The sequence below is a fragment of the Streptomyces sp. NPDC019224 genome (genome assembly GCF_040632605.1).
Classification (GTDB): domain Bacteria; phylum Actinomycetota; class Actinomycetes; order Streptomycetales; family Streptomycetaceae; genus Streptomyces.
This window is the reverse complement of sequence record NZ_JBEYCF010000026.1, coordinates 52,372-75,803: the sequence shown is the minus strand read 5'-3', so window position 1 is coordinate 75,803 and position 23,432 is coordinate 52,372. Positions and strand designations below refer to the sequence as shown.

Sequence of the window (23,432 nt, the reverse complement as noted above, 5' to 3'; positions counted from 1 at the left end):
GTGATGAGGATCCGCCGGTGGAACAGGGAGGGAACATGGCCGACGGTCAGCCCACGGACGCCTATCGCTGCGGACAGTTGTACGCGGCGCTGGCGGCGCTCGAACGGATCGGCGCACCGAACGGGAAGGTGTCGCTGGACGACAAGGAAACCCGGTCGAAGGCGGCGGCGAACCCGCGAACCGAGTTGAAGGGCCCTCTGGAGCGGGTGGTCGCCCACCTCATGCGCGCCCAGCAGGCGCGCAAGGGTCCGGAGGCGGCGGCCCTCTTCCGGTCGATACCCGATCTGCTGCCCCGGTCCAAGGAGCTGCCGGTCGGCCTCGGGCGTGTGGAGCGCGACGACTTCTACCAGGGGTTGTGCGCGCAGGAGAAGGCGCTGGAGGCCGCCGCGAAATGAGCCGGTCCAGGTCCGGGGCCCACCACGGCCCCGGACCCTCTACAGATGCGTCGGCTCGAACATCTTCAGCAGGGCCGGGAGGACGACGACCGAGGGCCCGGGCCGTCCGAACGCCTCGGCCAGATCCGCGGCGAGCGTCTCGGGGCTCGTACGGACGGCCGGCACGCCGAAGGACTCGGCGAGGGCGGTGAAGTCGGGGCGGGCCAGTTCCGTCCCGGTGGTCTCGCCGAAGGCACCGGTCAGGTACTCGCGCAGGATGCCGTAGCCGCCGTCGTCGACGATCAGCCAGGTGACCGGCAGGCTGTACTGGCGGGCGGTGGCCAGTTCCGCGACCGAGTACATCGCGCCGCCGTCGCCGGAGACCGCGAGGACCGGCCGGGTCGGGTCGGCCACCGCCGCGCCGAGCGCCGCCGGGAACGCGTAGCCGAGACCGCCGGCGCCCTGCGCGGAGTGCATGGTGTTCGGGCGGCGGGCGTCGAACGCGGCCCAGGCCCAGTAGCCGAGGATCGTCATGTCCCAGAAGCTGGGCGAGGCGTCGGGCAGGGCGGTCCGGATCGCGGCGAGGAGGTTCTGCTCCAGGTCGCGCCCCTGGCCGGCGATCCGGTCCCGTACGCGGCCGAGCACGCCGGCGACGCGGTCCGCGGCGGCCGGGTCCTCGCGCGGGGCGACCGCGTCGACGAGGTCGGCGAGCGCGTCGCGGGCGTCCGCGTGGATGCCGAGCGCCGGGAGGTTGGCCTCCAGCTTGCCGGCGTCCGCCTCGATCTGGACGACCCGGCCGCGCGGGGCGAACGTGTAGTAGTTCGAGGAGAGTTCGCCCAGTCCGGAGCCGACGACGAGCAGGACGTCGGCGTCCTCCAGGAAGTCGGTGACGTGCCGGTCCTCGACCCACGACCGGAGCGAGAGCGGGTGCTCCCAGGGGAAGGCGCCCTTGCCGCCGTAGGTGGTGACGACCGGGGCGTCCAGCTTCTCGGCCAGCGCGCGCAGCTTGCCGGAGGCGTCGGACCGTACGACCCCGCCGCCCGCGATGACCGCCGGGCGTTCGGCGTGCGACAGCAGGTGCGCGGCCACGGCGGTCAGTTCGGGGCGGGCGTGGAGTTCGCGCGGGGTGGCGTCCAGGCCGGAGACGACGGGCAGCGTGGTCACCGCCTCCAGGACGTCCTGCGGGATCTCGACCCAGACGGGGCCGTGCGGGGCCGTCAGCGCGGACTCCCAGGCGGCGGCGATCGCGGACGGGATCTGCGAGGCGGCGCGCACGGTGTGGACGGACTTCACGACGTCCCGGAACGACGCCTGCTGGTCGCGCAGTTCGTGCAGATGTCCGTGGCGCCCGCCGCCCAGGCCCCGGACCGGGATCTGGCTGGAGACCGCGAGCACCGGCGCGGAGGCGGCCGCCGCCTCCTGGAGGGCGGCGAGCGAGGTCAGGGCGCCGGGCCCGGTCGACAGGAACAGCGGGGCGACCTCGCCGGTGATCCGCCCGTAGGCGTCGGCGGCGAAGCCCGCGTTGTTCTCGACGCGCAGCCCCACGTACTCCAGCGACGAGCGGCGCAGCGCGTCGAACAGGGCCAGCGCGTGCTGTCCGGGCAGCCCGAAGACGGTGGTCGCGCCGAGGCCCCGCAGGGTCTCGACGACGAGGTCGCCGCCGGTGCGCCCGGGCGGGGGGTTCAGGGCGGCCTCGGTCTGCGCCGGGGTGAGCGCGGGCCGCTCGTCGTGGTGGTCGTGACTCAAGGCTGCCGTGCCTCCGCGATCTGCCGGGTCATGATCGTCGTCAGCTCGTACGCGGTGTGCGAGGCGGCGACGGAGGTGATCTCCGCGTGATCGTACGCGGGGGCGACCTCGACCAGGTCCGCGGAGACCAGGTGACAGGAGGACAGGCCGCGCACGATCTCCAGGAGCTCGCGGGAGGTGAGGCCGCCGGCCTCGGGGGTGCCGGTGCCGGGGGCGTGCGCCGGGTCCAGCACGTCGATGTCGACGGAGATGTACAGCGGGCGGTCGCCGATGCGCCCGCGCAGCTGGTCGGTGATCTCGTCGACGCCGCGCCGCATGACGTCGGCGGAGGTGACGATCCCGAAGCCCATCCTGGCGTCGTCGGTGAGGTCCTGCTTGCCGTAGAGCGGGCCGCGGGTGCCGACGTGGGAGAGCGCCGAGGTGTCGAGGATGCCCTCCTCGACGGCCCGGCGGAACGGCGTGCCGTGCGTGTAGGCGGCGCCGAAGTAGGTGTCCCAGGTGTCGAGGTGGGCGTCGAAGTGGAGCAGCGCGACCGGGCCGTGCTTCTTGGCGACGGACCGCAGCAGCGGCAGCGCGATGGTGTGGTCGCCGCCGAGGGTCATCAGGCGGGCGCCGGTGTCCAGCAGCGCGTCGGCGGCCGCCTCGACGGTCTCCACGGCCTCCTCGATGTCGAACGGGTTGACCGCGATGTCCCCCGCGTCGGCGACCTGGGCGAGGGCGAAGGGCGAGGCGTCCTGCGCCGGGTTGTAGGGGCGCAGCAGCCGCGAGGCCTCGCGGATCGCGTTGCCGCCGAAGCGGGCGCCGGGCCGGTAGGAGACACCCGAGTCGAACGGCACCCCGACGACGGCGACGTCCGCCGTGCCGACCTCGTCGAGGCGGGGCAGCCGGGCGAACGTCGCGGGTCCGGCGTACCGCGGGACGCGGGAGGAGTCGACGGGGCCGCGCGGCGCGTCGTTGCTGCTCATGGTGGGTGTGCCCTTCCTACGGGTGCAGTGCCGAAGCGACCGTAGGCGGCCGCGCGGCCGGACTGAAGTGTACGTTTCGTCCACTCACCCACCGGAACGGATGAATCGCCCGTGCCCGGCGCCGCCCCGGTCCGCCCGCCCTCACGTGCTCCGCATCACCCTGGACAGCCCCATGACCGCCGGGTAACTTCTAACCAGGGCTGAGCAAGCGCTTAGCCATGTCACTGAAGACGCAGCAGCCGCAGCAGACGTTGCCGACCAGGGAGGCACCCGTGCGCCGTACGGTATTCAACGAGGACCACGAGGCGTTCCGGGAGACCATCCGCGCCTTCATCGCGGCCGAGGTCGTGCCCGTGTACGACGAGTGGTTCGCCGCCGGGCAGGCGCCGCGCGACTTCTACAAGCAGCTCGGCGAGCTGGGCGTCTTCGGGATCAACGTCGACGAGGAGTACGACGGCGCGGGCATCGACTCGCACAAGTACGAGGCCGTCATCTACGAGGAGACCGCCCGGGCGGGCGTCTCCTTCGGCGGGTCCGGTGTGCACACGCTGCTCGGTCTGCCGTACATCAAGATGCTCGCCACCGAGGAGCAGAAGAAGCGCTGGCTGCCGAAGTTCGTCACCGGCGAGGAGATGTGGGCCCTCGCGATGACCGAGCCCGGCACCGGGTCGGACGTGGCGGGCATGAAGACCACCGCCAAGCTCTCCGAGGACGGCACGCACTACGTCCTCAACGGCGCCAAGACGTTCATCACCGGCGGTGTGCACGCCGACCGGGTGATCGTCTGCGCCCGCACCTCCGCCCCGCGCGAGGACGACCGCCGCTTCGGCATCTCGCTGTTCGCCGTGGACACCACGTCCGAGGGCTACTCCATCGGCCGCAAGCTCGACAAGCTGGGGCTGCGCGTCTCCGACACCGCCGAGCTGGCGTTCGTCGACGTGAAGGTGCCGGCCGAGGACCTGCTCGGCGAGGAGAACAAGGGCTTCGGCTACCTCGGCACCAACCTGGCCTCCGAGCGCTGGGGCATCGCCTTCGGCGCGTACGCCCAGGCCGCCGCCGCCGTGCGGTTCGCCAAGGAGTACGTCCAGGAGCGCACCGTCTTCGGCAAGACCGTCGCCTCGTTCCAGAACACCAAGTTCGAGCTGGCCGCCTGCCAGGCCGAGGTCGACGCTGCGCAGGCCGTCGCCGACCGCGCGCTGGAGGCGCTGGACGCCGGTGAGCTGACCGCCGCCGAGGCCGCCTCCGCGAAGCTGTTCTGCACCGAGGTCGCGCACCGCGTGATCGACCGCTGCCTCCAGCTGCACGGCGGCTACGGCTTCATGAACGAGTACCCGATCGCCCGCCTCTACGCGGACAACCGCGTCAACCGCATCTACGGCGGCACCAGCGAGGTCATGAAGTCGATCATCGCCAAGTCCATGGGCCTGTAGGGCGATCACGTCCCCTCCATGAGCACCGCACTCGATTCCCTGCTCGATCTGCTCGACCTGGAGCGGATCGAGCAGGACGTCTTCCGGGGCACCAGCCGCTCCGCGGTCGTGCCCCGGGTCTTCGGCGGACAGGTCGCGGCCCAGGCGCTCGTCGCCGCGGGCCGCACCGTCCCCGCCGGCGTTCCCCGAGCTCTCGGCTCCGCTCGAGCGGGGGAGGCCCCGCTCGCCCACTCGCTGCACGCGTACTTCCTGCGGGCGGGCGACCCGGGCGCGCCGATCGTCTACACCGTGGACCGCATCCGCGACGGGCGCTCCTTCACCACCCGGCGGGTGGTCGCCGTCCAGCACGGGCAGCCGATCTTCCACCTCTCGGCGTCCTTCCAGACGTACGAGGACGGTCTCGAGCACCAGGCGGCCATGCCGCCCGCGCCCGATCCCGAGACGCTGCCCACCACCGCCGAGATGCTGGCCCGCCATGCCGGCCGGTTCAGCGACCCGGGCATGGTCGACCGGCTGATCGAGGCGCGGGCCGCGGTCGATCTGCGGTACGTGGACGCGCCGCCGTTCGGCACGGTCGGCGAGCCGCGCGAGCCCAGGTCGCAGGTGTGGTTCCGTACCCACGGCAAGCTGGCCGACGACCCGCTGCTGCACGCCTGCATGGCCACGTACGTCTCCGACATGACCCTGCTCGACTCCGTGCTGCTCGCCCACGGGCGCGGCGGCTGGGCGGTCGGTGACGTGGTGGGCGCGAGCCTGGACCACGCGATGTGGTTCCACCGGCCGTTCCGGGCCGACGAGTGGCTGCTGTACGACCAGGAGTCGCCGTCCGCGTCCGGCGGGCGCGGCCTCGGCCAGGCCCGCATATACACGCGGGACGGGCGCCTGGCGATCACCGTCATCCAGGAGGGCGTCGTCCGGGTCCCCCGCTGAGGGGTCTGCCCCGGCCCCCGGCCGCGCGTCGGACATGAGCGCGCCGGTCGCGGAGATACTCACCGGCATGACTGACGCGAAAAGCAGTGGCGGGGAGTCCACGTTCACCGTCCTCGTCGCGGCGCTCGCCAATCTCGGCATCGCCGTGGCGAAGGCGGTCGCCGGGCTGGTCAGCGGATCGAGCGCGATGCTCTCCGAGGCGGCCCACTCCGTCGCCGACACCGTCACCGAGGTGCTGCTGCTCACCGCGCTCAAGCGCAGCGAGAAGCCGGCCGACGAGGAGCACCCGCTGGGGTACGGCCCCGAGCGGTACATCTGGGCGCTGCTGGCCTCGGTCGCGACCTTCGTCGGCGGCGCCGTCTTCTCGGTCTACGACGGGGTGCACACCCTGCTGGCGGGCGAGGAGCTGGGCGACCCGCTGCTCTCGTACCTCGTGCTCCTGGTGGCGTTCCTGCTGGAGAGCTTCTCGCTGCGGACCGGGCTGAAGCAGGTCCGCGAGGAGGCGGTCCGGCTCGGCACGCCCGCCCGGCACTACTTCCGGCGCACCCCGGACACGGCGGTCAAGGCCGTCGTGATGGAGGACTCGGCGGCCCTGCTGGGGCTGCTGCTCGCGGCGGGCGGGCTGCTCGGCGGCCAGCTGACCGGGTCCGGGGTGTGGGACGGCATCGCCTCGCTGCTGATCGGGGTGCTCCTGGTGTACGTGGCGTGGGTGCTCGGCCGGTCCAACGTCCAGCTGCTGATCGGCCGCCCGGTGCCGGCGCCGATGCGGGACGGCATCCGGGAGGAGCTGCTCGGCGTCGATCACCTCATCTCCGTACTGGAGCTGACCACGCTCATCCAGGGGCCGGACGAGATCCTGGTGGCCGCGAAGGTCGACTTCCGGGACACCGTCAGCGCCGAACAGGTCGAGGCGGCCTGCGAGGAGGCGGAGCGGCGGCTGCGGGAGCGGTACGCGTCCGTCAAACGGGTGTACCTGGACCCCACCTCGGGGCGGGAGGCGCGCCGCCGGGCCCACCAGGCCGGGGAGGACCGGGAAGAAGGCTCCTGAGGCCCTTCAGAGCAGCCCCGCCGCGTCCAGCAGGTAGTCGGTCATCGGGTCGTAGAAGCGCGGGTCCAGGACGTGGTCGTCGAGCGGCACGGCCACCTGGACGGTGCCCTCGGCCTCGCCGAGGAACATCGCCGGGTCGTTGCAGTCCGCGTAGCCGATGGTGTCCAGGCCGCGCTGCGCCGCGCATCCGGCCCAGCCGTGGTCGGCGACGACCAGCTCGGGCAGCGGGCGGCCCTCCCGCTCCAGGCCGTCGAGGATCGCGGCCATCGGGGCCGGGGAGTGGGTGTGCCAGAGCGTCGCGCCGCGCTCCTGGACGGCGACGTCCGCGAACTGGAAGACCATGCCCTCGTCCGCCATCAGCCCGCCCGGGATCCGGACGATCTCGCAGCCGGCCGCCCGCAGCGCCTGCGCCGTCTGCCGGTGCACGTCGAGCAGGCCGCCGGGGTGGCCGGTGGCGAAGAGGACCCGCTCGGAGCCCTCGGCGGCCTTCCGCAGCCGGGCCGCGGCCCGGTCCAGGGCGTCGACGGTCAGCTCGGGGTCGATGGTGTCCTGTCCGAACCGGTGCTCCGGATCGTCGCTGACCCCGCACCGCTCGGCCATCACGGCCAGCACGTCCTGCTCGTCGCGCCACCGGTCGCCCAGCTCCAGGCCCAGCCAGTAGTGCCGGTCCCCGTTGGCCAGGCTGCGGTAGTGGGCCAGGTTGTTGTCGCGCGGGGTGGCGACGTCCCCCGCGATGCGCGTGCGGACGAGGTGTTCGACGAGGGCGGCGCGGCTGGGTATCGGCATGGGGTCATTGTGCCGTGGCGCCCGCGCGGCGTGCCGGTGGTGGCGGAACCGGGATCTCCCCGCCGGTGCGGCGGGAGTGCGTGCGGGGCGTCCCGACGGGGCGAATCGTGGCTGCCGCGGCGCTAGAGGGCGCTCCCCGCCGCCGCGAAGGCGCCCCGGGCCAGCCGGTGCAGCAGCGCCGCCGTCTCGGCGCGGCCGGGCTGGGCGCCGGGACGGCCGAGGTGCGGGGTGGAGTTGAGCAGGCCGAAGACGGCGTGGACGGCGGCCCGGGCCTCGTGCTCGGGCAGGTCCGGGTAGAGGTCGCGGACGACGGCGACCCACACCTCGACGTACTGCCGCTGGAGCCGGCGCACCCGCTTGCGGTCGGTCTCCCGCAGGCGGTCCAGCTCGCGGTCGTGCAGGGTGATCAGGGGGCGGTCGTCGAGGGCGAAGTCGATGTGGCCCTCGATGAGCGCGTCCAGCAGGGCCTCGGGCGATCCGTCGCCGGAGGCGGCGTCCTCGGACACCCGGAGCTCCCCGCCGGCCAGCAGCCGCTCGCTGATGCCGACGAGGAGTTCGGCGAGCATCGCGTCCTTGCCGGGGAAGTGCCGGTAGAGGCCGGGACCGCTGATGCCGACGGCGGCCCCTATCTCGTCGACGCCGACACCGTGGAAGCCGCGCTCGGCGAAGAGGCGGGCGGCCTCCCGGAGGATCTGCTCGCGGCGGGTGGGGGCCGCGACGCGGGCGGCGGCATGGGTGCTCATGAGCATCCATTCTAGACAGGCGGGTTAGCGGTCGTTAACCTGTGGACACGTTAACGCCCATTAACACCGTCGCGTTGACGCTGATCCACACACCGCGGTACGGGCAAGGGGGCTCGACAGGATGCAGCAGGCACCGGTGCTGGCGAGCGCGGCCGATCCCGCCTCGGAGGCCTGGCAGGCCAACGAGGCGGCGCATCACGCGCTCGCCGACGAGCTGCGCAAGCGGCTCGCCACGGCCAGGCTCGGCGGGGGTGAGAAGGCCCGCGCCCGGCATGTGGCGCGCGGCAAGCTGCTGCCCCGGGAGCGGGTGGACACCCTGCTCGACCCCGGCTCGCCCTTCCTGGAGCTGGCCCCGCTGGCGGCCGAGGGCCTTTACGGGGGCGCCGCGCCGGCCGCCGGGGTGATCGCCGGGATCGGCCGGGTCAGCGGGCGCGAGTGCGTGATCGTCGCCAACGACGCGACCGTCAAGGGCGGCACGTACTACCCGATGACCGTGAAGAAGCACCTGCGGGCCCAGGAGGTGGCGCTGGAGAACCGTCTCCCCTGCCTGTACCTGGTGGACTCGGGCGGTGCCTTCCTGCCGATGCAGGACGAGGTCTTCCCCGACCGGGACCACTTCGGGCGGATCTTCTACAACCAGGCCCGGATGTCCGGGGCGGGCGTCCCGCAGATCGCGGCGGTGCTGGGCTCGTGCACGGCGGGCGGGGCGTACGTCCCGGCGATGAGCGACGAGGCCGTCATCGTCCGGAACCAGGGCACGATCTTCCTGGGCGGCCCGCCGCTGGTGAAGGCCGCCACCGGCGAGGTGGTCACGGCCGAGGAGCTGGGCGGCGGCGAGGTGCACTCCCGTACGTCGGGCGTCACCGACCATCTCGCCGAGGACGACGCGCACGCGCTGCGGATCGTGCGGAACATCGTGGCCACCCTGCCGGACCGGGGCCCGCTGCCGTGGTCCGTGCGGCCGGTCGAGGAGCCGAAGGTGGACCCGGCCGGTCTGTACGGGGCGGTGCCGGTCGACTCGCGGACCCCGTACGACGTGCGCGAGGTGATCGCCCGGGTGGTGGACGGCTCGCGGTTCGCCGAGTTCAAGGCGGAGTACGGCACGACGCTGATCACCGGCTTCGCGCACCTCCACGGCCACCCGGTCGGGATCGTCGCCAACAACGGCATCCTGTTCTCCGAGTCCGCCCAGAAGGGCGCGCACTTCATCGAGCTGTGCGACCAGCGCGGCATCCCGCTGGTCTTCCTGCAGAACATCTCGGGCTTCATGGTCGGCCGGGACTACGAGGCCGGCGGCATCGCCAAGCACGGCGCGAAGATGGTCACCGCCGTCGCCTGCGCCCGGGTGCCGAAGCTGACCGTGGTGGTCGGCGGCTCCTACGGCGCGGGCAACTACTCCATGTGCGGCCGGGCCTACAGCCCCCGCTTCCTGTGGATGTGGCCCAACGCGAAGATCTCCGTCATGGGCGGCGAGCAGGCCGCCTCCGTCCTCGCCACGGTCAAGCGCGACCAGCTGGGCGACGACTGGAGCGCCGAGGACGAGGAGACCTTCAAGGCGCCGATCCGCGAGCAGTACGAGACCCAGGGCAACGCGTACTACGCCACGGCCCGGCTCTGGGACGACGGGGTGATCGACCCGCTGGAGACCCGGCAGGTGCTGGGGCTCGCCCTGACCGCGTGCGCCAACGCGCCCTTGGGCGACGCCGGCTTCGGCGTCTTCCGGATGTGAGGAGGAGATGACGATGTTCGACACGGTCCTCGTCGCCAACCGCGGCGAGATCGCGGTCCGGGTCATCCGGACCCTGCGCGAGCTGGGCGTGCGCTCGGTCGCCGTCTTCAGCGACGCGGACGCCGACGCCCGGCACGTACGGGAGGCCGACACGGCGGTACGGATCGGCCCGGCGCCCGCCTCGGAGAGCTACCTGAGCGCGGACCGGCTCCTGGAGGCCGCCCGCCGCACCGGCGCGCAGGCCGTCCACCCCGGCTACGGCTTCCTCGCGGAGAACGCCGCGTTCGCCCGGGCGTGCGCGGAGGCGGGGCTCGTCTTCATCGGGCCGCCCGCCACCGCGATCTCGCTGATGGGCGACAAGATCCGGGCCAAGGAGACGGTCGCGGCGGCGGGCGTCCCGGTGGTCCCCGGCTCCTCCGGGAGCGGGCTGAGCGACGAGGCGCTGGCGGATGCGGCGGCCGGGATCGGCATGCCGGTGCTGCTGAAGCCCTCGGCGGGCGGCGGCGGCAAGGGCATGCGGCTGGTGCGGGAGGCGGCGCTGCTCGCGGACGAGATCGCGGCGGCCCGGCGCGAGGCCCGCGCCTCCTTCGGCGACGACACGCTGCTGGTGGAGCGGTGGATCGACCGGCCGCGCCACATCGAGATCCAGGTGCTGGCCGACGCCCACGGCAACGTGGTGCACCTGGGCGAGCGCGAGTGCTCGCTCCAGCGCCGCCACCAGAAGATCATCGAGGAGGCCCCGTCCGTCCTGCTCGACGAGGCCACCCGGGCGTCGATGGGCGAGGCGGCCGTCCAGGCGGCCCGCTCCTGCGGATACGTCGGCGCGGGCACGGTGGAGTTCATCGTCCCGGGCAAGGACCCGTCCTCGTACTACTTCATGGAGATGAACACCCGCCTCCAGGTCGAGCACCCGGTGACCGAGCTGATCACCGGACTCGACCTGGTGGAGTGGCAGCTGCGCGTCGCCGCCGGTGAGCCGCTGCCGTACGGGCAGGACGACATCACGCTCACCGGGCACGCCGTGGAGGCCCGGGTCTGCGCCGAGGACCCGGGGCGCGGCTTCCTGCCGTCGGGCGGCACCGTGCTGGCGCTGCACGAGCCGCAGGGCGGCGGGGTGCGCACCGACTCGGGGCTCGGCGAGGGCGGCGAGGTCGGGAGCCTGTACGACCCGATGCTGTCCAAGGTCATCGCGTACGGACCCGACCGGGCGACCGCCCTGCGCCGGCTGCGGGTGGCCCTCGCGGACACCGTGGTCCTCGGCGTCCCGACCAACGCGGGCTTCCTGCGCCGGCTGCTGGCCCACCCGGCGGTGGTGGCGGGCGAGCTGGACACCGGCCTGGTGGAGCGCGAGGTGGACGCGCTGGTCCCGGACGGCGTGCCGGAGGAGGTGTACGCGGCCGCCGCGCTGCTCCGGCAGCACACGGCGTCCGCCGCGGCCCGCCCCGCCGCCGGGGCCTGGGCCGACCCGTTCTCGGCCGGGAACGGCTGGCGGCTCGGCGGCACCCCGGCCCGGACGGTGCTCGACTTCCACATCCCCGGCCACGACCCGGTCCAGGTGGGCCTGCGCCCGTGCGGCGGCGGGGACACGGAGCTGACGTTCGGCCATGTCGGCGAGGGCGCGAGTCCGCCGCCCCCGGAATCGGGTGCCTGCGGACCGCTCGGGCCGCTGCCCGGTACGGCGGAGAAGGCCAGGACGCTCTCGGCCGGCGAGGGCCGCATCGCGCTCGAACTCGCCGGGGTCACCCATGTGTTCGCGTACGCGGCCTCCCCGGAGGGGCACTGGCTCGGCCGGGACGGCGACAGCTGGCACGTGCGGGACCACGACCCGGTCGAGGCGTCGCTGACCGGCGCCGCCCGCTCCGGCGCCGACACGCTGGCCGCGCCCATGCCCGGGACGGTGACCGTGGTGAAGGTGGCGGTCGGGGACGAGGTCGCCGCCGGCCAGAGCCTGCTGGTGGTGGAGGCGATGAAGATGGAGCACGTCATCTCCGCGCCGCACGCCGGCACCGTCACCGAACTCGACGTGACCGCGGGGGCCACGGTGGCCATGGACCAGGTGCTGGCCGTGGTCGTGCCCGCCGCCGGGGAGGACGCATGACCACCGCCGCCCGCCCCCTGCCCATGACCGTGCCCGCCGAGGGTCTGCCCGCCCGGGTCCGCATCCACGAGGTCGGCGCCCGCGACGGGTTGCAGAACGAGAAGGGGGTCGTGGCGACCGAGGTGAAGGCGGAGTTCATCCGCCGGCTCGCGGTCGCCGGCCTGACCACGATCGAGGCGACGAGCTTCGTGCACCCCAAGTGGGTGCCCCAGCTCGCCGACGCCGAGCAGCTGTTCCCGATGCTCGGCGACATCGCGGACGTGGGTGACGTGGCGCTGCCGGTCCTCGTGCCGAACGAGCGCGGGCTCGACCGGGCCCTGGCACTCGGGGCCCGCCGGATCGCGGTGTTCGGCTCCGCGACGGAGGAGTTCGCCGCCCGCAACCTCAACCGCACGGTCGACGAGTCGCTGGCCATGTTCGCGCCGGTGGTGGCCCGGGCCAGGGCGGAGGGGGTGCATGTGCGCGGCTATCTGTCGATGTGCTTCGGCGACCCCTGGGAGGGGGCCGTGCCCGTCCCGCGGGTCGTCCGGGTCGCGAAGGCGCTGATGGACCTCGGCTGCGACGAGCTGTCGCTCGGCGACACCATCGGCGTCGCCACCCCCGGCCACGTGACTGCGCTGCTGACCGGGCTCAACGAGGCCGGGGTGGACACCGACGCGATCGGGGTCCACTTCCACGACACGTACGGGCAGGCCCTGTCCAACACCCTCGCCGCGCTGCGGCACGGCGTCTCCACGGTGGACGCCTCGGCCGGCGGCCTCGGCGGCTGCCCGTACGCGAAGAGCGCGACCGGAAACCTCGCCACCGAGGATCTCGTGTGGATGCTCGACGGCCTCGGTATCGAAACCGGGGTCGACCTCGACGAGCTCACCGCCACCAGCGTGTGGCTCGCCGGACACCTGGGCCGACCCAGCCCTTCCCGCACCGTCCGCGCCCTGTCCCACAAGGAGCAGTGAATCCATGTCCCTGGACCACCGGCTGACCGCCGAGCACGAGGAACTCCGCCGTACCGTCGAGGAGTTCGCGCACGACGTCGTCGCCCCGAAGATCGGCGACTTCTACGAGCGGCACGAGTTCCCGTACGAGATCGTGCGCGAGATGGGGCGGATGGGCCTGTTCGGGCTGCCGTTCCCGGAGGAGTACGGCGGGATGGGCGGCGACTACCTCGCGCTCGGCATCGCCCTGGAGGAGCTGGCCCGGGTCGACTCCTCGGTCGCGATCACGCTGGAGGCGGGTGTCTCACTGGGTGCGATGCCGGTGTACCGGTTCGGCACCGAGGAGCAGAAGCGGCGGTGGCTGCCGAAGCTGTGCTCGGGCGAGGCGCTGGGCGCGTTCGGCCTGACCGAGCCGGACGGCGGTTCGGACGCGGGCGGCACCCGGACGACCGCCGTGCGCGACGAGGCGACGGGCGAGTGGGTGATCAACGGCTCCAAGTGCTTCATCACCAACTCGGGTACGGACATCACGGAGTTGGTGACGGTCACGGCGGTGACCGGCCGCAAGGAGAACGGCGCCCCGCTGATCTCCTCGATCATCGTCCCGTCCGGCACCCCCGGCTTCACGGTGGCCGCCCCCTACTCCAAGGTCGGCTGGAACGCCTCGGACACCCGCGAGCTGTCCTTCGCCGACGTGCGCGTCCCGCTGGAGAACCTGCTCGGCGAGGAGGGTCGGGGCTACGCGCAGTTCCTGCGCATCCTGGACGAGGGCCGGATCGCCATCGCGGCGCTCTCGACGGGCCTGGCGCAGGGCTGTGTGGACGAGTCGGTGAAGTACGCCGCCGAGCGGCACGCCTTCGGGAAGCCGATCGGCGCCAACCAGGCCATCCAGTTCAAGATCGCGGACATGGAGATGCGGGCGCACATGGCCCGGATCGGCTGGCGGGACGCGGCGTCCCGGCTGCTGGCGGACGAGCCGTTCAAGAAGGAGGCGGCGATCGCCAAGCTGTACTCCTCGACCGTGGCCGTGGACAACGCCCGCGAGGCGACCCAGATCCACGGCGGCTACGGCTTCATGAACGAGTACCCGGTGGCCCGGATGTGGCGCGACTCCAAGATCCTGGAGATCGGCGAGGGCACCAGCGAGGTGCAGCGGATGCTGATCGCCCGGGAGCTGGGCCTGCAGGCCTGACCTGCGCCACCCCGCTCGTACGGGCCGGGGCCCTCCCCCGGCGGACAGCGCTTGAGGTTAGGCTAACCTTCCTTCGAACGTGTCACCGGCCGGCCCTCCGGCTCGTACGAAAGCGGACTCCGTCATGAGCACAACCCGAGCCTCCCGCCCCACCCGCCGCGGCCTGCTGGCCATGGGCGGCGCCGTTGGTCTCGGCGCCGTGCTCGCGGCCTGCGGCGGCGACGCGAAGGACTCCGCCGGCTCCGGCTCCAAGAGCGCCGACGCCGGGCCGTGGAAGTTCCAGGACGACCGGGGCCAGGTCGCCGAGGCCGGGTCCGTCCCGAAGAACATCGTCGCCTTCACCGGTGTCGCCGCCGCCCTCCACGACTACGGCATCGAGGTCAAGGCGGTCTTCGGGCCGACGAAGACCAAGGACGGCAAGCCGGACGTGCAGGCCGGCGACCTGGACATCGGCAAGGTCGAGGTCCTGGGGAACGTCTGGGGCGAGTTCAACGTCGAGAAGTACGCGGCGCTCGGCCCGGAGCTGCTGGTCACCGCCATGTGGGAGAAGGACGCCCTCTGGTACGTGCCGGACGCGTCCAAGGACAAGATCCTGAAGCTCGCCCCGAGCGTCGCCCTGTGGGCCGCCGAGACCACCATCCCGAAGGCCATCCAGCGCCACGAGGACCTGGCGGCCTCGCTCGGCGCCGACGTGAAGTCCGCGAAGGTGACCGCCGCGAAGGCCCGCTTCGAGAAGGCCGCGGCCCGGCTGCGCGCCGCCGCGAAGTCGAAGCCGGACATCAAGGTCATGATCGGCTCGGCCAGCCAGGACCTGTTCTACGTCTCGCTCGCCAAGATGTCCGCCGACACCCTGTACTTCCAGGAGCTGGGCGTGAGGTTCGTCGAGCCGAAGGTGAACTCGGCCGGCTTCTTCGAGGAGCTGAGCTGGGAGAACGTCGACAAGTACGGCGCCGACGTGATCATGATGGACAACCGCTCCTCGGCCCTCCAGCCCGCGGCGCTGGCCTCCAAGCCGACCTGGGAGCAGCTGCCGGCGGTCGAGGCGGGCCAGGTCGTCCCGCGCACCACCGAGCCGATCTACAGCTACGACAAGTGCGCGCCGATCCTGGAGGACCTGGCGAAGGCCATCGAGAACGCCAGGAAGGTCGCCTGACCCGACCGCCGCCGTCCGGCGGCCGGAAGCCCGGCCGCCGGACGGCGCGTGTCAGCTCCCGCCGGTCTCCGACGCCGGCCACGGGACCTGGGGCGAGCGGTAGTAGTCGATGCCCTGGGCGGTGAACCGCTCCCCGAGCCCCGCCAGCCGCACCTTGTACGTGTCCCAGTCGTGCGTCGACGCCGGTGACCAGGCCAGCTCCGCGGCGCCGGGCAGCCGCGGGAACGCCATCGCGTCGATGTCGTCGCTGTCGGTCAGCGTCTCGGCCCAGATCGGCGCCTCGACGCCGAGCACCGAGCTCTCCGGGGCGCCGGTGAGGTACGTCGCCGGGTCCCAGTCGTAACTGCGCCGGACCTCGACCAGACCGGCCCACTTCAGGCCCAGTTCGGTCTGGTCGTTGTACTTCATGTCGAGGTACACGCGGTCCGCCGGCGACAGCACCAGCCTCGTGCCGTTCTTCGCCGCGTCCACCACCTGCTGCCGGTTGGCGGCGCTGGTCCTGTCGTAGCCCCAGTACTGGGCCACGGCGCCCTTCACCGGGTCGGCACCGGTCAGCTGGTGCCAGCCCATGACGGTCTTGCCGTACTTCCCGACGACCGCCTGGGCCCGGTTCATGATCGCCGCGTAGTCCTCGTGACTGGTGGAGTGCGCCTCGTCGCCGCCGATGTGGAAGTACCGGCCGGGCGTGAGCGCCGCCACCTCGCGGACGACGTCGTCGATGAAGTCGTACGTGACGTCCTTGCCGGCGCACAGGGAGCTGAAACCGACCTTGATGCCGGTGTAGAGCGGGGGCGCGACGCCGTCGCAGTTCAGCTCGGCGTAGGAGGCGAGGGCGGCGTTGGTGTGGCTGGGCATGTCGATCTCCGGCACCACCTCCAGGTAGCGGGAGGCCGCGTACCGCACGATCTCCTGGTACTGCGCCTTCGTGTAGTACCCGCCGGGCCCGCCGCCGACCTCGGTGGAGCCGCCGTACGTCGCCAGCCTCGGCCAGGAGTCGACGGCGATGCGCCAGCCCTGGTCGTCGGAGAGGTGGATGTGGAAGGTGTTGATCTTGTACTGGGCGACCTGGTCGATGTAGCGCTTCACCTCGTCGACCGAGAAGAAGTGCCGCGCCACGTCGAGCATCGCGCCCCGGTAGGCGTACCGCGGGGTGTCGGTGATGGAGCCGCCGGAGACCCGCCACGGGCCCTTCTGGCGGGTGTCGCGCTCCACCCGGGCCGGCAGCAGCTGACGCAGCGTCTGGACGCCGTGGAAGAGCCCTGCGGGCTGGCGGGCGGTGATGGTGACGGAGCCGCGCCCGGAGGTGAGGGTGTAGCCCTCCGCGCCCAGCTCGCCGGCGCGCGGGTCGAGCCGGAGCCGGATGCCGTCGGCGCCGTCCTCGGTGGTGACGGGCAGGGCGAACCCGGTGGAGGGGCGGAGCACGCCCGCCAGGTACTCGCCGACCTTCCGGGCCTCGCCAAAGACGCCGACGGCCCGGATCCGGGTGGAGCCGTTGAGCAGGTACGGCTCGCCACCGGGTCTGACCGAGGCGGGGGCGGGCACCACCTGACCGAGCGGTCTGGGCGCCCAGGCCACCGCGGTGGCCCCTGCGGCGGCCGCCTCGGGGGCGGCACACGCGCTGGAGACACCGGCCGCCGCGACGAGGAGCAGCGAGCCGAGGAGTCGGGGTAGAGCACGGGGAAGAGCACTGCGCCGGACCGTGTGGGGTCTCACAAGCCGGGTCCCTTTCTACGGGGTCACTCTGCTGGTCTCCTGACCTTTCTCCGTCGCCATGCGTACCGCTTACCTTACGGATGGTCAAGGTGTAGACCACTTACCGACGTTGGACACCCCGGCACCCTGAGAGCGTTTTGCGACTCATGCGGTAATTCATCCCTTCGGCTCCGACCACTGCGGCGACACCCCCTCTTCGCGGCCGCGCGCGAAGCCCGCGAAATCCACCCAAGCCAGAAAAAAGAGGGCCTCCGACCCCACTTCCTGCCCGATATCGGGCAGGATTGTTGCGCTCGAGCCCCTTCCGCCGCACTATCGACGGGTGCTCGAACGCCTCTCGTCGTACGACGACCTCATTGACCACGTGGTGCGCAGCACCACGCTGCCCCGTGGTGAAGCCGCCCGGGTGATCCTCGACGTGCTGGCGTACTTCGACGAGACGACCGAGGTCTTCGTCCGCCGCCGCCACCGCGAACTGCAGGCCGGCGGCCTGGTGAACACGGAGATCTTCGAACGGATCGCGGCCGAACTGCCGCACCGGGCGGTCGCACCGCCGGAGCTCTCGCTCCGTCAGCTGCGCCGCATCGTCTACGGCTGAGGCCTCCTCACGGCCGGGTACCCCTTAACTTGTTCGTCGATGGAGGGCGGAAGCTCTATGTGCGGAATCGTCGGTTACATCGGAAAGCGTGACGTGGCCCCGCTGCTGCTGGAGGGCCTGCAGCGGCTGGAGTACCGGGGTTACGACTCCGCCGGCATCGTGATCACCGGGAAGCCCGCGGCCGGGAAGCCCGCCACGCTGAAGTCGGTCAAGGCCAAGGGCCGGGTCCGCGAGCTGGAGTCCCGGGTCCCCAAGCGCTTCGCCGGCACGACCGGCATCGCCCACACCCGCTGGGCCACCCACGGCGCCCCGAGCGACGAGAACGCCCACCCGCACCTGGACGCCGAGGGCAAGGTCGCCGTCGTCCACAACGGGATCATCGACAACGCCTCCGAACTGCGCACCCGGCTGACCGCCGAGGGCGTCGTCTTCCTCTCCGAGACCGACACCGAGGTGCTGGTCCATCTGATCGCCCGCTCGGAGGCCGGGACCCTGGAGGAGAAGGTCCGCGAGGCCCTGCGCTCCGTCGAGGGCACCTACGGCATCGCCGTCCTGCACGCCGACTTCAACGACCGCATCGTGGTGGCCCGCAACGGCTCCCCGGTCGTCCTCGGCATCGGCGAGAAGGAGATGTTCGTCGCCTCGGACGTCGCCGCCCTGGTCGCCCACACCCGCCAGGTCGTCACCCTCGACGACGGCGAGATGGCCACGCTGAAGGCCGACGACTTCCGTACGTACACCACGGAGGGCTCGACCACGACGGCCACGCCGACCACCGTGGAGTGGGAGGCCGAGTCGTACGACATGGGCGGCCACGACACGTACATGCACAAGGAGATCTCCGAGCAGGCGGACGCCGTCGACCGGGTGCTGCGCGGCCGGATCGACGACCGGTTCTCCACGGTGCACCTGGGCGGCCTCAACCTGGACGCCCGTGAGGCGCGCGGGGTCCGCCGGATCAAGATCCTGGGCTGCGGCACCTCGTACCACGCGGGCCAGATCGGCGCCCAGCTGATCGAGGAGCTGGCCCGCATCCCCGCGGACGCCGAGCCCGCCTCCGAGTTCCGCTACCGCAACCCGGTCGTGGACCCCGACACGCTGTACGTCGCGGTCTCGCAGTCCGGCGAGACGTACGACGTGCTGGCCGCCGTCCAGGAGCTGAAGCGCAAGGGCGCCCGGGTGCTCGGGGTGGTCAATGTGGTCGGCTCGGCGATCGCCCGCGAGGCCGACGGCGGCACGTACGTGCACGCCGGACCCGAGGTGTGCGTGGTCTCCACCAAGTGCTTCACCAACACCGTGGTCGCGTTCGCGCTGCTCGCCCTGCACCTGGGCCGCATCCGGGACCTGTCGGTCGCCGACGGCAAGCGGATCATCGAGGGCCTGCGCAAGCTGCCCGCCCAGATCAGCGAGATCCTGGCGGGCGAGGACGAGATCAAGAGGCTGGCCGCCGAGTACGCGGACGCGAAGTCGATGATGTTCATCGGCCGGGTGCGCGGCTACCCCGTGGCCCGCGAGGCGTCCCTGAAGCTCAAGGAGGTCTCGTACATCCACGCCGAGGCCTACCCCGCCTCCGAGCTGAAGCACGGCCCGCTCGCGCTGATCGAGCCCGCGATGCCGACCGTGGCGATCGTGCCGGACGACGACCTGCTGGAGAAGAACCGCGCCGCGATGGAGGAGATCAAGGCCCGCAGCGGCCGTATCCTCGCCGTGGCCCACCAGGTCCAGGAGAAGGCCGACCACACCATCGTCGTACCGAAGAACGAGAACGAGCTGGACCCGATCCTCATGGGCATCCCGCTCCAGCTCTTCGCCTACCACACGGCGCTGGCCATGGGCCGTGACATAGACAAGCCGCGCAACCTGGCGAAGTCCGTCACCGTCGAGTAGGCACGGCACGCCCGTCGCGCGGAAGCGGCCCCGCGGTCACCAGGGGTGACCGGGGGCCGTTTCCGTACACCCACGTGCTCCGCCGGGTGGCGCGAACGCACCGCCCGGGGCCACGGTCCGCAGTCGCGGCGTTACGGGATGACGACCACCGGGCGCTGGGCTCGGCGGGCCAGGCGGCCGGCCACCGAGCCGAAGATCTTGCCCACCAGGCCGTGCGTGGAGCCCACCACGATGGCGTCGGCCGAATACTCCCGGCCGACCTCCTCCAGCTCGTGGCAGATGTCCCCGCCGCGCTCCACGAGCACCCAGGGCACCTCGGCGAGGTAGTCCGCGCAGGCGAGCTCCAGGCCGAGCACCTCGGTGCGGTGGTCCGGGACGTCGACGAAGACGGGAGGCTCGCAGCCCGCCCAGACCGTGGTCGGCAGCCGGTTGGCGACGTGGACGATGATCAGACCGGAGCCCGTCCTGCGGGACATGCCGATCGCATAGGCGAGGGCTCGCTCGCTGGAGGTCGAGCCGTCGAAGCCGACGACGACCCCATGCCGGAAGGCGGGATCGCACGGGCGGCGCGCTTGTTCGGCCGTCAAGGGGTCCGACATGGCGTCGGCAACCTGCTTGCGGTCCGCGGGTTCGGGGATTTCGTGACCGGCCATCGGTGTCTCGGCGGAGAGAGTCCTCGTGAGGAGAGCGACGTGGGAAGGTGCGTCAGCGGGCTGTGTCGTGGTGTCCGGGAATCATCTTCCCAACCCCTTACCCCCAAGGGTACGGCGCCACTCCTCCATTGCCCGCCCCGCGCACGGCGCATGCGACGTTTTCCGGAGCATGCCCGAGAGCAGCCCCGTATGGCAATGCCGGTTGCCTGGTACACAGACGTCCGGGCGGCTGTCCGGACCCCCTTCCAGTGCCCGGCAGGAACGGTTCCTCCGGGCCGCAGGGGCGTCGCCCCGACGTACCGGAACCCACCCTTCCGGGGGAGTCGGCCACCGCGCGCGGGTCCGTCCGGAACCCGTCGCACAACCTGTCCTCGGTGCGGCCCGGTGGGCGGTATTCGGCTGCCCGTCACGGCCGGCGCTCCCCCGGCGGCGCCGGCCCGGGCGCCGCGGCCGCACTTCCCTGTGAGGGGGCGCGCAGGGGCGGAGGGGCGCTCGGGTTGTGCGCCGGTAGAACGACTGATTTCCGTACACGCGACCGTACATTTTCAGCCAACTTCAGGAGCTGGTTGATCCCTTGCCGAAATGGCCGGTCAACCCCCTTGCCACCAGGCAGGAAGAGACCGGCCGGTCCGCTTCCCCCCAAGGGGGACGGGCCATGGACGCCGGACGCGCCTCCCTGCACGACCCGCGAGTGAAACGCTTCGTGATCGAACGCTTCCCGCCAGGTTGCCTTGTCGACAATGAGCCGGTTGGTGAACTTGTCACGACGGCACCACGGGACGCAGTAGATTCGATCTTGGGCGTCGAAGGCCGGGGACTCGTGCACGACCGAGGGGACAAGTGCAGGTGCGACAGGCCCGTAAGGACCAGGAAGACGCGAACACCGAGGGGGGCTTAGCGTCATGAGCCAGGACTCCGCCACCGCAACGGAGGCTGTACGGAAGCTGGGCGGACGGCGACGCCGGGAAGTCGTCGCCGTACTGCTGTTCAGCGGTGGCCCCATCTTCGAGAGCTCCATCCCGCTCTCGGTGTTCGGAATCGACCGCCAGGACGCGGGAGTCCCGCGCTACCGGTTGCTCGTGTGCAGCGGTGAAGAAGGACCTCTGCGCACCACCGGCGGACTCGAACTGACCGCGCCCTACGGGCTGGAGGCGATCAGCAGGGCCGGCACCGTCGTGGTGCCCGCCTGGCGCTCGATCACCTCGCCGCCGCCCGCCGAGGCCCTGGAGGCGCTGCGCCGCGCCCACGAGGAGGGCGCCCGCATCGTCGGGCTGTGCACGGGGGCCTTCGTGCTCGCCGCCGCCGGGCTGCTGGACGGCCGCCCCGCCACCACGCACTGGATGTACGCGCCGACGCTGGCCAAGCGCTATCCGTCGGTGCACGTCGACCCGCGCGAGCTGTTCGTCGACGACGGGGACGTGCTGACCTCCGCCGGGACGGCGGCCGGCATCGACCTGTGCCTGCACATAGTCCGCTCGGACCACGGCACGGAGGCCGCCGGGGCACTGGCCCGCCGGCTCGTCGTACCGCCCCGGCGCAGTGGCGGCCAGGAGCGCTACCTGGACAGGTCTTTACCGGAGGAGATCGGCTCCGACCCGCTCGCCGAGGTCGTCGCCTGGGCGCTGGAGCATCTGCACGAGCAGTTCGACGTGGAGACGCTGGCCGCGCGCGCCTACATGAGCCGGCGGACCTTCGACCGGCGGTTCCGCTCGCTCACCGGCAGCGCACCGCTCCAGTGGCTGATCACCCAGCGGGTGCTGCAGGCGCAGCGGCTGCTGGAGACGTCGGACTACTCGGTCGACGAGGTCGCGGGCCGCTGCGGCTTCCGCTCGCCGGTCGCGCTGCGCGGTCACTTCCGCCGCCAGCTCGGCTCCTCCCCCGCCGCGTACCGGGCCGCCTACCGGGCCCGCCGCCCGCAGGGCGGGGTGCCGGAGCCGGTCCCGGTGTCGGAGATGGCGGTGCCCGCCCAGAGCGCCTCCGGGAGCCGCCGGACCGCCGTCGCGCCCGCGGTGCTGGACGGGGGCCGTCCGGACCGGGGGAAGGCGGCCGCCGACGTGTTCGCCGCGGGCCGCCCGGCCCTGCCGGGGCAGCGGAGCGCCCCGTAGGGTGGGGCGCATGAACGACCGCATGGTGTGGATCGACTGCGAGATGACCGGGCTCTCGTTGACGGAAGACGCACTCATCGAGGTGGCCGCGCTGGTCACCGACTCGGAGTTGAACGTGCTCGGCGAAGGGGTGGACATCGTGATCCGCCCGCCGGACGCGGCGCTGGAGACCATGCCCGAGGTGGTGCGGCAGATGCACACCGCCTCGGGCCTCCTCGACGAGCTGGCCGGCGGCACGACGCTGGCCGACGCCGAGGAGCAGGTCCTCGCCTACGTCCGCGAGCACGTGAAGGAGCCCGGCAAGGCGCCGCTGTGCGGGAACTCGGTCGGGACCGACCGCGGCTTCCTGTCCCGGGACATGCCGCTCCTGGAGGGCTACCTCCACTACCGGATCGTGGACGTCTCCTCGGTCAAGGAGCTGGCCCGCCGCTGGTACCCGAAGGCGTACTTCAACAGCCCGGCGAAGAACGGCAACCACCGGGCCCTCGCCGACATCCGCGACTCGATCACGGAGCTGCGGTACTACCGCGAGGCGGTCTTCGTGCCGCAGCCCGGCCCGGACTCCGAGCAGGCGAGGGCGGCCGCCGCGCGGGCCTCCCGGCCCCGGGGCTGAAGGCACTGGTCACGGCCCTTCCGGGGGCCGTGACCCACCGCCGGGAAATGAGTGCGCGAGCACCCTCCCGGACCCTGTACACTTTTTCTCGGCCGGTCGGAAACGCCCGGGCGTGGTGGGTATAGCTCAGATGGTAGAGCACCTGGTTGTGGTCCAGGATGTCGCGGGTTCGAGTCCCGTTACTCACCCTTGAAGGGGAAGCCCCTGATCTGCGGAAACGCAGATCAGGGGCTTCTTCGTGTCCTGGGCCGGCCAAACCACGGCCAAACGCGGCCGGATTTTCGACCTACCGTCTGTGCCATGGCAACGATCAGGGAGCGGGTCCGCAAGGACGGTACGGCGAGTTTCCAGGTCCGCTGGCTCCAGGGAGGGCGCGGCGGCACCTGGGAAGCCGAGAGGTTCGAGGACCCCGAGCAGGCGGACACGTTCAGGAAGCTCGTCGACGCCCACAAGCAGCAGTGGCCCTACGGGTGGATTCCCGGCCAGGGCTTCGTCGAGCCCGAGCAGGACCCCGACGACGTGCCCCTGACCGACTGGGCCCGGCGCTACGTCGACCGGCTCACCGGCATCGACCCGCGGACCCGGGACGACTACCGGCGCGAGGTGGACCGGCACATCTCCCTCGTGGTGCACCCCAGCCGATCGGGACTGGTGATGCCGGCCACGATCGGGAACATCACCGCTGATGACGTCCAGGACTGGGTTGGTCATGTCCCGTGACGTGGTGTAGGCGA

General features: G+C 72.2%; 20 protein-coding genes and 1 tRNA gene. 15 read left to right on the top strand and 6 right to left on the bottom strand.

Features of this window, described 5'->3' with window-relative positions; translation table 11 throughout:
* Nucleotides 1-35: 35 nt before the first annotated feature.
* Nucleotides 36-395 (top strand): hypothetical protein, encoded by a 360-nt coding sequence (locus ABZ564_RS18580; RefSeq protein WP_360857138.1) that lies wholly within the window; start codon nt 36-38, stop codon nt 393-395.
* A 39-nt stretch (nt 396-434) separates the two neighbouring features.
* On the opposite strand, the gene ABZ564_RS18575 is transcribed toward ABZ564_RS18580, so the two are convergent.
* Entirely contained in the window at nt 435-2,120 is a 1,686-nt protein-coding gene (locus tag ABZ564_RS18575) for a thiamine pyrophosphate-binding protein (protein ID WP_360857135.1), read from the bottom strand.
* Nucleotides 2,117-3,085, bottom strand: a complete 969-nt coding sequence (speB, locus tag ABZ564_RS18570; RefSeq protein WP_360857132.1) for an agmatinase — start codon at nt 3,083-3,085, stop codon at nt 2,117-2,119. The genes ABZ564_RS18575 and speB overlap by 4 nt, the downstream gene beginning before the upstream one ends.
* A 272-nt stretch (nt 3,086-3,357) precedes the next feature.
* On the opposite strand from speB, the gene ABZ564_RS18565 reads away from it, so the two are divergent.
* From ABZ564_RS18565 to ABZ564_RS18555, 3 genes are all read left to right on the top strand, one after another.
* The gene (locus ABZ564_RS18565; protein WP_360857129.1) at nt 3,358-4,515 is read left to right on the top strand and encodes an acyl-CoA dehydrogenase family protein; all 1,158 of its coding nucleotides are present in this window, start codon (nt 3,358-3,360) and stop codon (nt 4,513-4,515) included.
* A gap of 18 nt (nt 4,516-4,533) precedes the next feature.
* Nucleotides 4,534-5,445 carry an acyl-CoA thioesterase II gene (locus ABZ564_RS18560; RefSeq protein WP_360857126.1) on the top strand — a complete coding sequence of 304 codons (912 nt, stop codon included), beginning with the start codon at nt 4,534-4,536 and terminating at the stop codon, nt 5,443-5,445.
* A 67-nt stretch (nt 5,446-5,512) separates the two neighbouring features.
* Nucleotides 5,513-6,493: a cation diffusion facilitator family transporter gene (locus ABZ564_RS18555; RefSeq protein ID WP_360857124.1), complete on the top strand. Its 981-nt coding sequence runs from the start codon at nt 5,513-5,515 to the stop codon at nt 6,491-6,493.
* 6 nt (nt 6,494-6,499) lie between these two features.
* On the opposite strand, the gene ABZ564_RS18550 is transcribed toward ABZ564_RS18555, so the two are convergent.
* Together ABZ564_RS18550 and ABZ564_RS18545 are read right to left on the bottom strand one after the other, a co-directional pair.
* Nucleotides 6,500-7,279 carry a phosphatase gene (locus tag ABZ564_RS18550; protein WP_360857121.1) on the bottom strand — a complete coding sequence of 260 codons (780 nt, stop codon included), beginning with the start codon at nt 7,277-7,279 and terminating at the stop codon, nt 6,500-6,502.
* Nucleotides 7,280-7,401: 122 nt separating this feature from the next.
* Nucleotides 7,402-8,022, bottom strand: coding sequence for a TetR/AcrR family transcriptional regulator (locus ABZ564_RS18545; RefSeq protein WP_360857119.1), 621 nt, complete (start codon nt 8,020-8,022; stop codon nt 7,402-7,404).
* 121 nt (nt 8,023-8,143) lie between these two features.
* Between ABZ564_RS18545 and ABZ564_RS18540 the strand changes: the two genes are divergently transcribed.
* From ABZ564_RS18540 to ABZ564_RS18520, 5 genes are all read left to right on the top strand, one after another.
* Complete coding sequence (locus ABZ564_RS18540) at nt 8,144-9,751, top strand: carboxyl transferase domain-containing protein (protein ID WP_360857116.1); 1,608 nt, start codon at nt 8,144-8,146, stop codon at nt 9,749-9,751.
* A 7-nt stretch (nt 9,752-9,758) separates the two neighbouring features.
* Nucleotides 9,759-11,849 (top strand): biotin carboxylase N-terminal domain-containing protein, encoded by a 2,091-nt coding sequence (locus tag ABZ564_RS18535; RefSeq protein WP_360857113.1) that lies wholly within the window; start codon nt 9,759-9,761, stop codon nt 11,847-11,849.
* Nucleotides 11,846-12,805, top strand: coding sequence for a hydroxymethylglutaryl-CoA lyase (locus tag ABZ564_RS18530; RefSeq protein ID WP_360857110.1), 960 nt, complete (start codon nt 11,846-11,848; stop codon nt 12,803-12,805). The genes ABZ564_RS18535 and ABZ564_RS18530 overlap by 4 nt, the downstream gene beginning before the upstream one ends.
* A gap of 4 nt (nt 12,806-12,809) precedes the next feature.
* Nucleotides 12,810-13,976 (top strand): acyl-CoA dehydrogenase family protein, encoded by a 1,167-nt coding sequence (locus ABZ564_RS18525; protein WP_147972408.1) that lies wholly within the window; start codon nt 12,810-12,812, stop codon nt 13,974-13,976.
* Nucleotides 13,977-14,100: 124 nt separating this feature from the next.
* Complete coding sequence (locus ABZ564_RS18520; RefSeq protein ID WP_360857107.1) at nt 14,101-15,129, top strand: ABC transporter substrate-binding protein; 1,029 nt, start codon at nt 14,101-14,103, stop codon at nt 15,127-15,129.
* Between the two features lie 51 nt (nt 15,130-15,180).
* Here the strand turns inward: ABZ564_RS18520 and ABZ564_RS18515 are convergent, their stop codons facing one another.
* On the bottom strand, nt 15,181-16,842 hold the full coding sequence (locus ABZ564_RS18515; RefSeq protein ID WP_360857104.1) for a beta-N-acetylhexosaminidase: 1,662 nt from the start codon (nt 16,840-16,842) through the stop codon (nt 15,181-15,183).
* Nucleotides 16,843-17,164: 322 nt separating this feature from the next.
* Between ABZ564_RS18515 and ABZ564_RS18510 the strand changes: the two genes are divergently transcribed.
* Both ABZ564_RS18510 and glmS read left to right on the top strand, forming a co-directional pair.
* On the top strand, nt 17,165-17,440 hold the full coding sequence (locus ABZ564_RS18510; protein ID WP_018105728.1) for a hypothetical protein: 276 nt from the start codon (nt 17,165-17,167) through the stop codon (nt 17,438-17,440).
* A 57-nt stretch (nt 17,441-17,497) separates the two neighbouring features.
* A complete protein-coding gene (gene glmS / locus ABZ564_RS18505; RefSeq protein WP_360857101.1) occupies nt 17,498-19,327 on the top strand; it encodes a glutamine--fructose-6-phosphate transaminase (isomerizing) in 1,830 nt (609 codons plus the stop codon).
* Between the two features lie 131 nt (nt 19,328-19,458).
* On the opposite strand, the gene ABZ564_RS18500 is transcribed toward glmS, so the two are convergent.
* The gene (locus ABZ564_RS18500; protein ID WP_360857098.1) at nt 19,459-19,980 is read right to left on the bottom strand and encodes a universal stress protein; all 522 of its coding nucleotides are present in this window, start codon (nt 19,978-19,980) and stop codon (nt 19,459-19,461) included.
* A gap of 902 nt (nt 19,981-20,882) precedes the next feature.
* On the opposite strand from ABZ564_RS18500, the gene ABZ564_RS18495 reads away from it, so the two are divergent.
* The 4 genes from ABZ564_RS18495 to ABZ564_RS18480 all read left to right on the top strand — a co-directional run bounded on the left by ABZ564_RS18495 (nt 20,883) and on the right by ABZ564_RS18480 (nt 23,418).
* Nucleotides 20,883-22,085 carry a helix-turn-helix domain-containing protein gene (locus ABZ564_RS18495; protein WP_360857096.1) on the top strand — a complete coding sequence of 401 codons (1,203 nt, stop codon included), beginning with the start codon at nt 20,883-20,885 and terminating at the stop codon, nt 22,083-22,085.
* Between the two features lie 10 nt (nt 22,086-22,095).
* Entirely contained in the window at nt 22,096-22,698 is a 603-nt protein-coding gene (gene orn / locus ABZ564_RS18490; RefSeq protein ID WP_360857093.1) for an oligoribonuclease, read from the top strand.
* Between the two features lie 115 nt (nt 22,699-22,813).
* Nucleotides 22,814-22,886: transfer RNA gene (locus ABZ564_RS18485), tRNA-His, on the top strand.
* 112 nt (nt 22,887-22,998) lie between these two features.
* Nucleotides 22,999-23,418: a hypothetical protein gene (locus tag ABZ564_RS18480; RefSeq protein ID WP_360857090.1), complete on the top strand. Its 420-nt coding sequence runs from the start codon at nt 22,999-23,001 to the stop codon at nt 23,416-23,418.
* Nucleotides 23,419-23,432 lie beyond the last annotated feature (14 nt).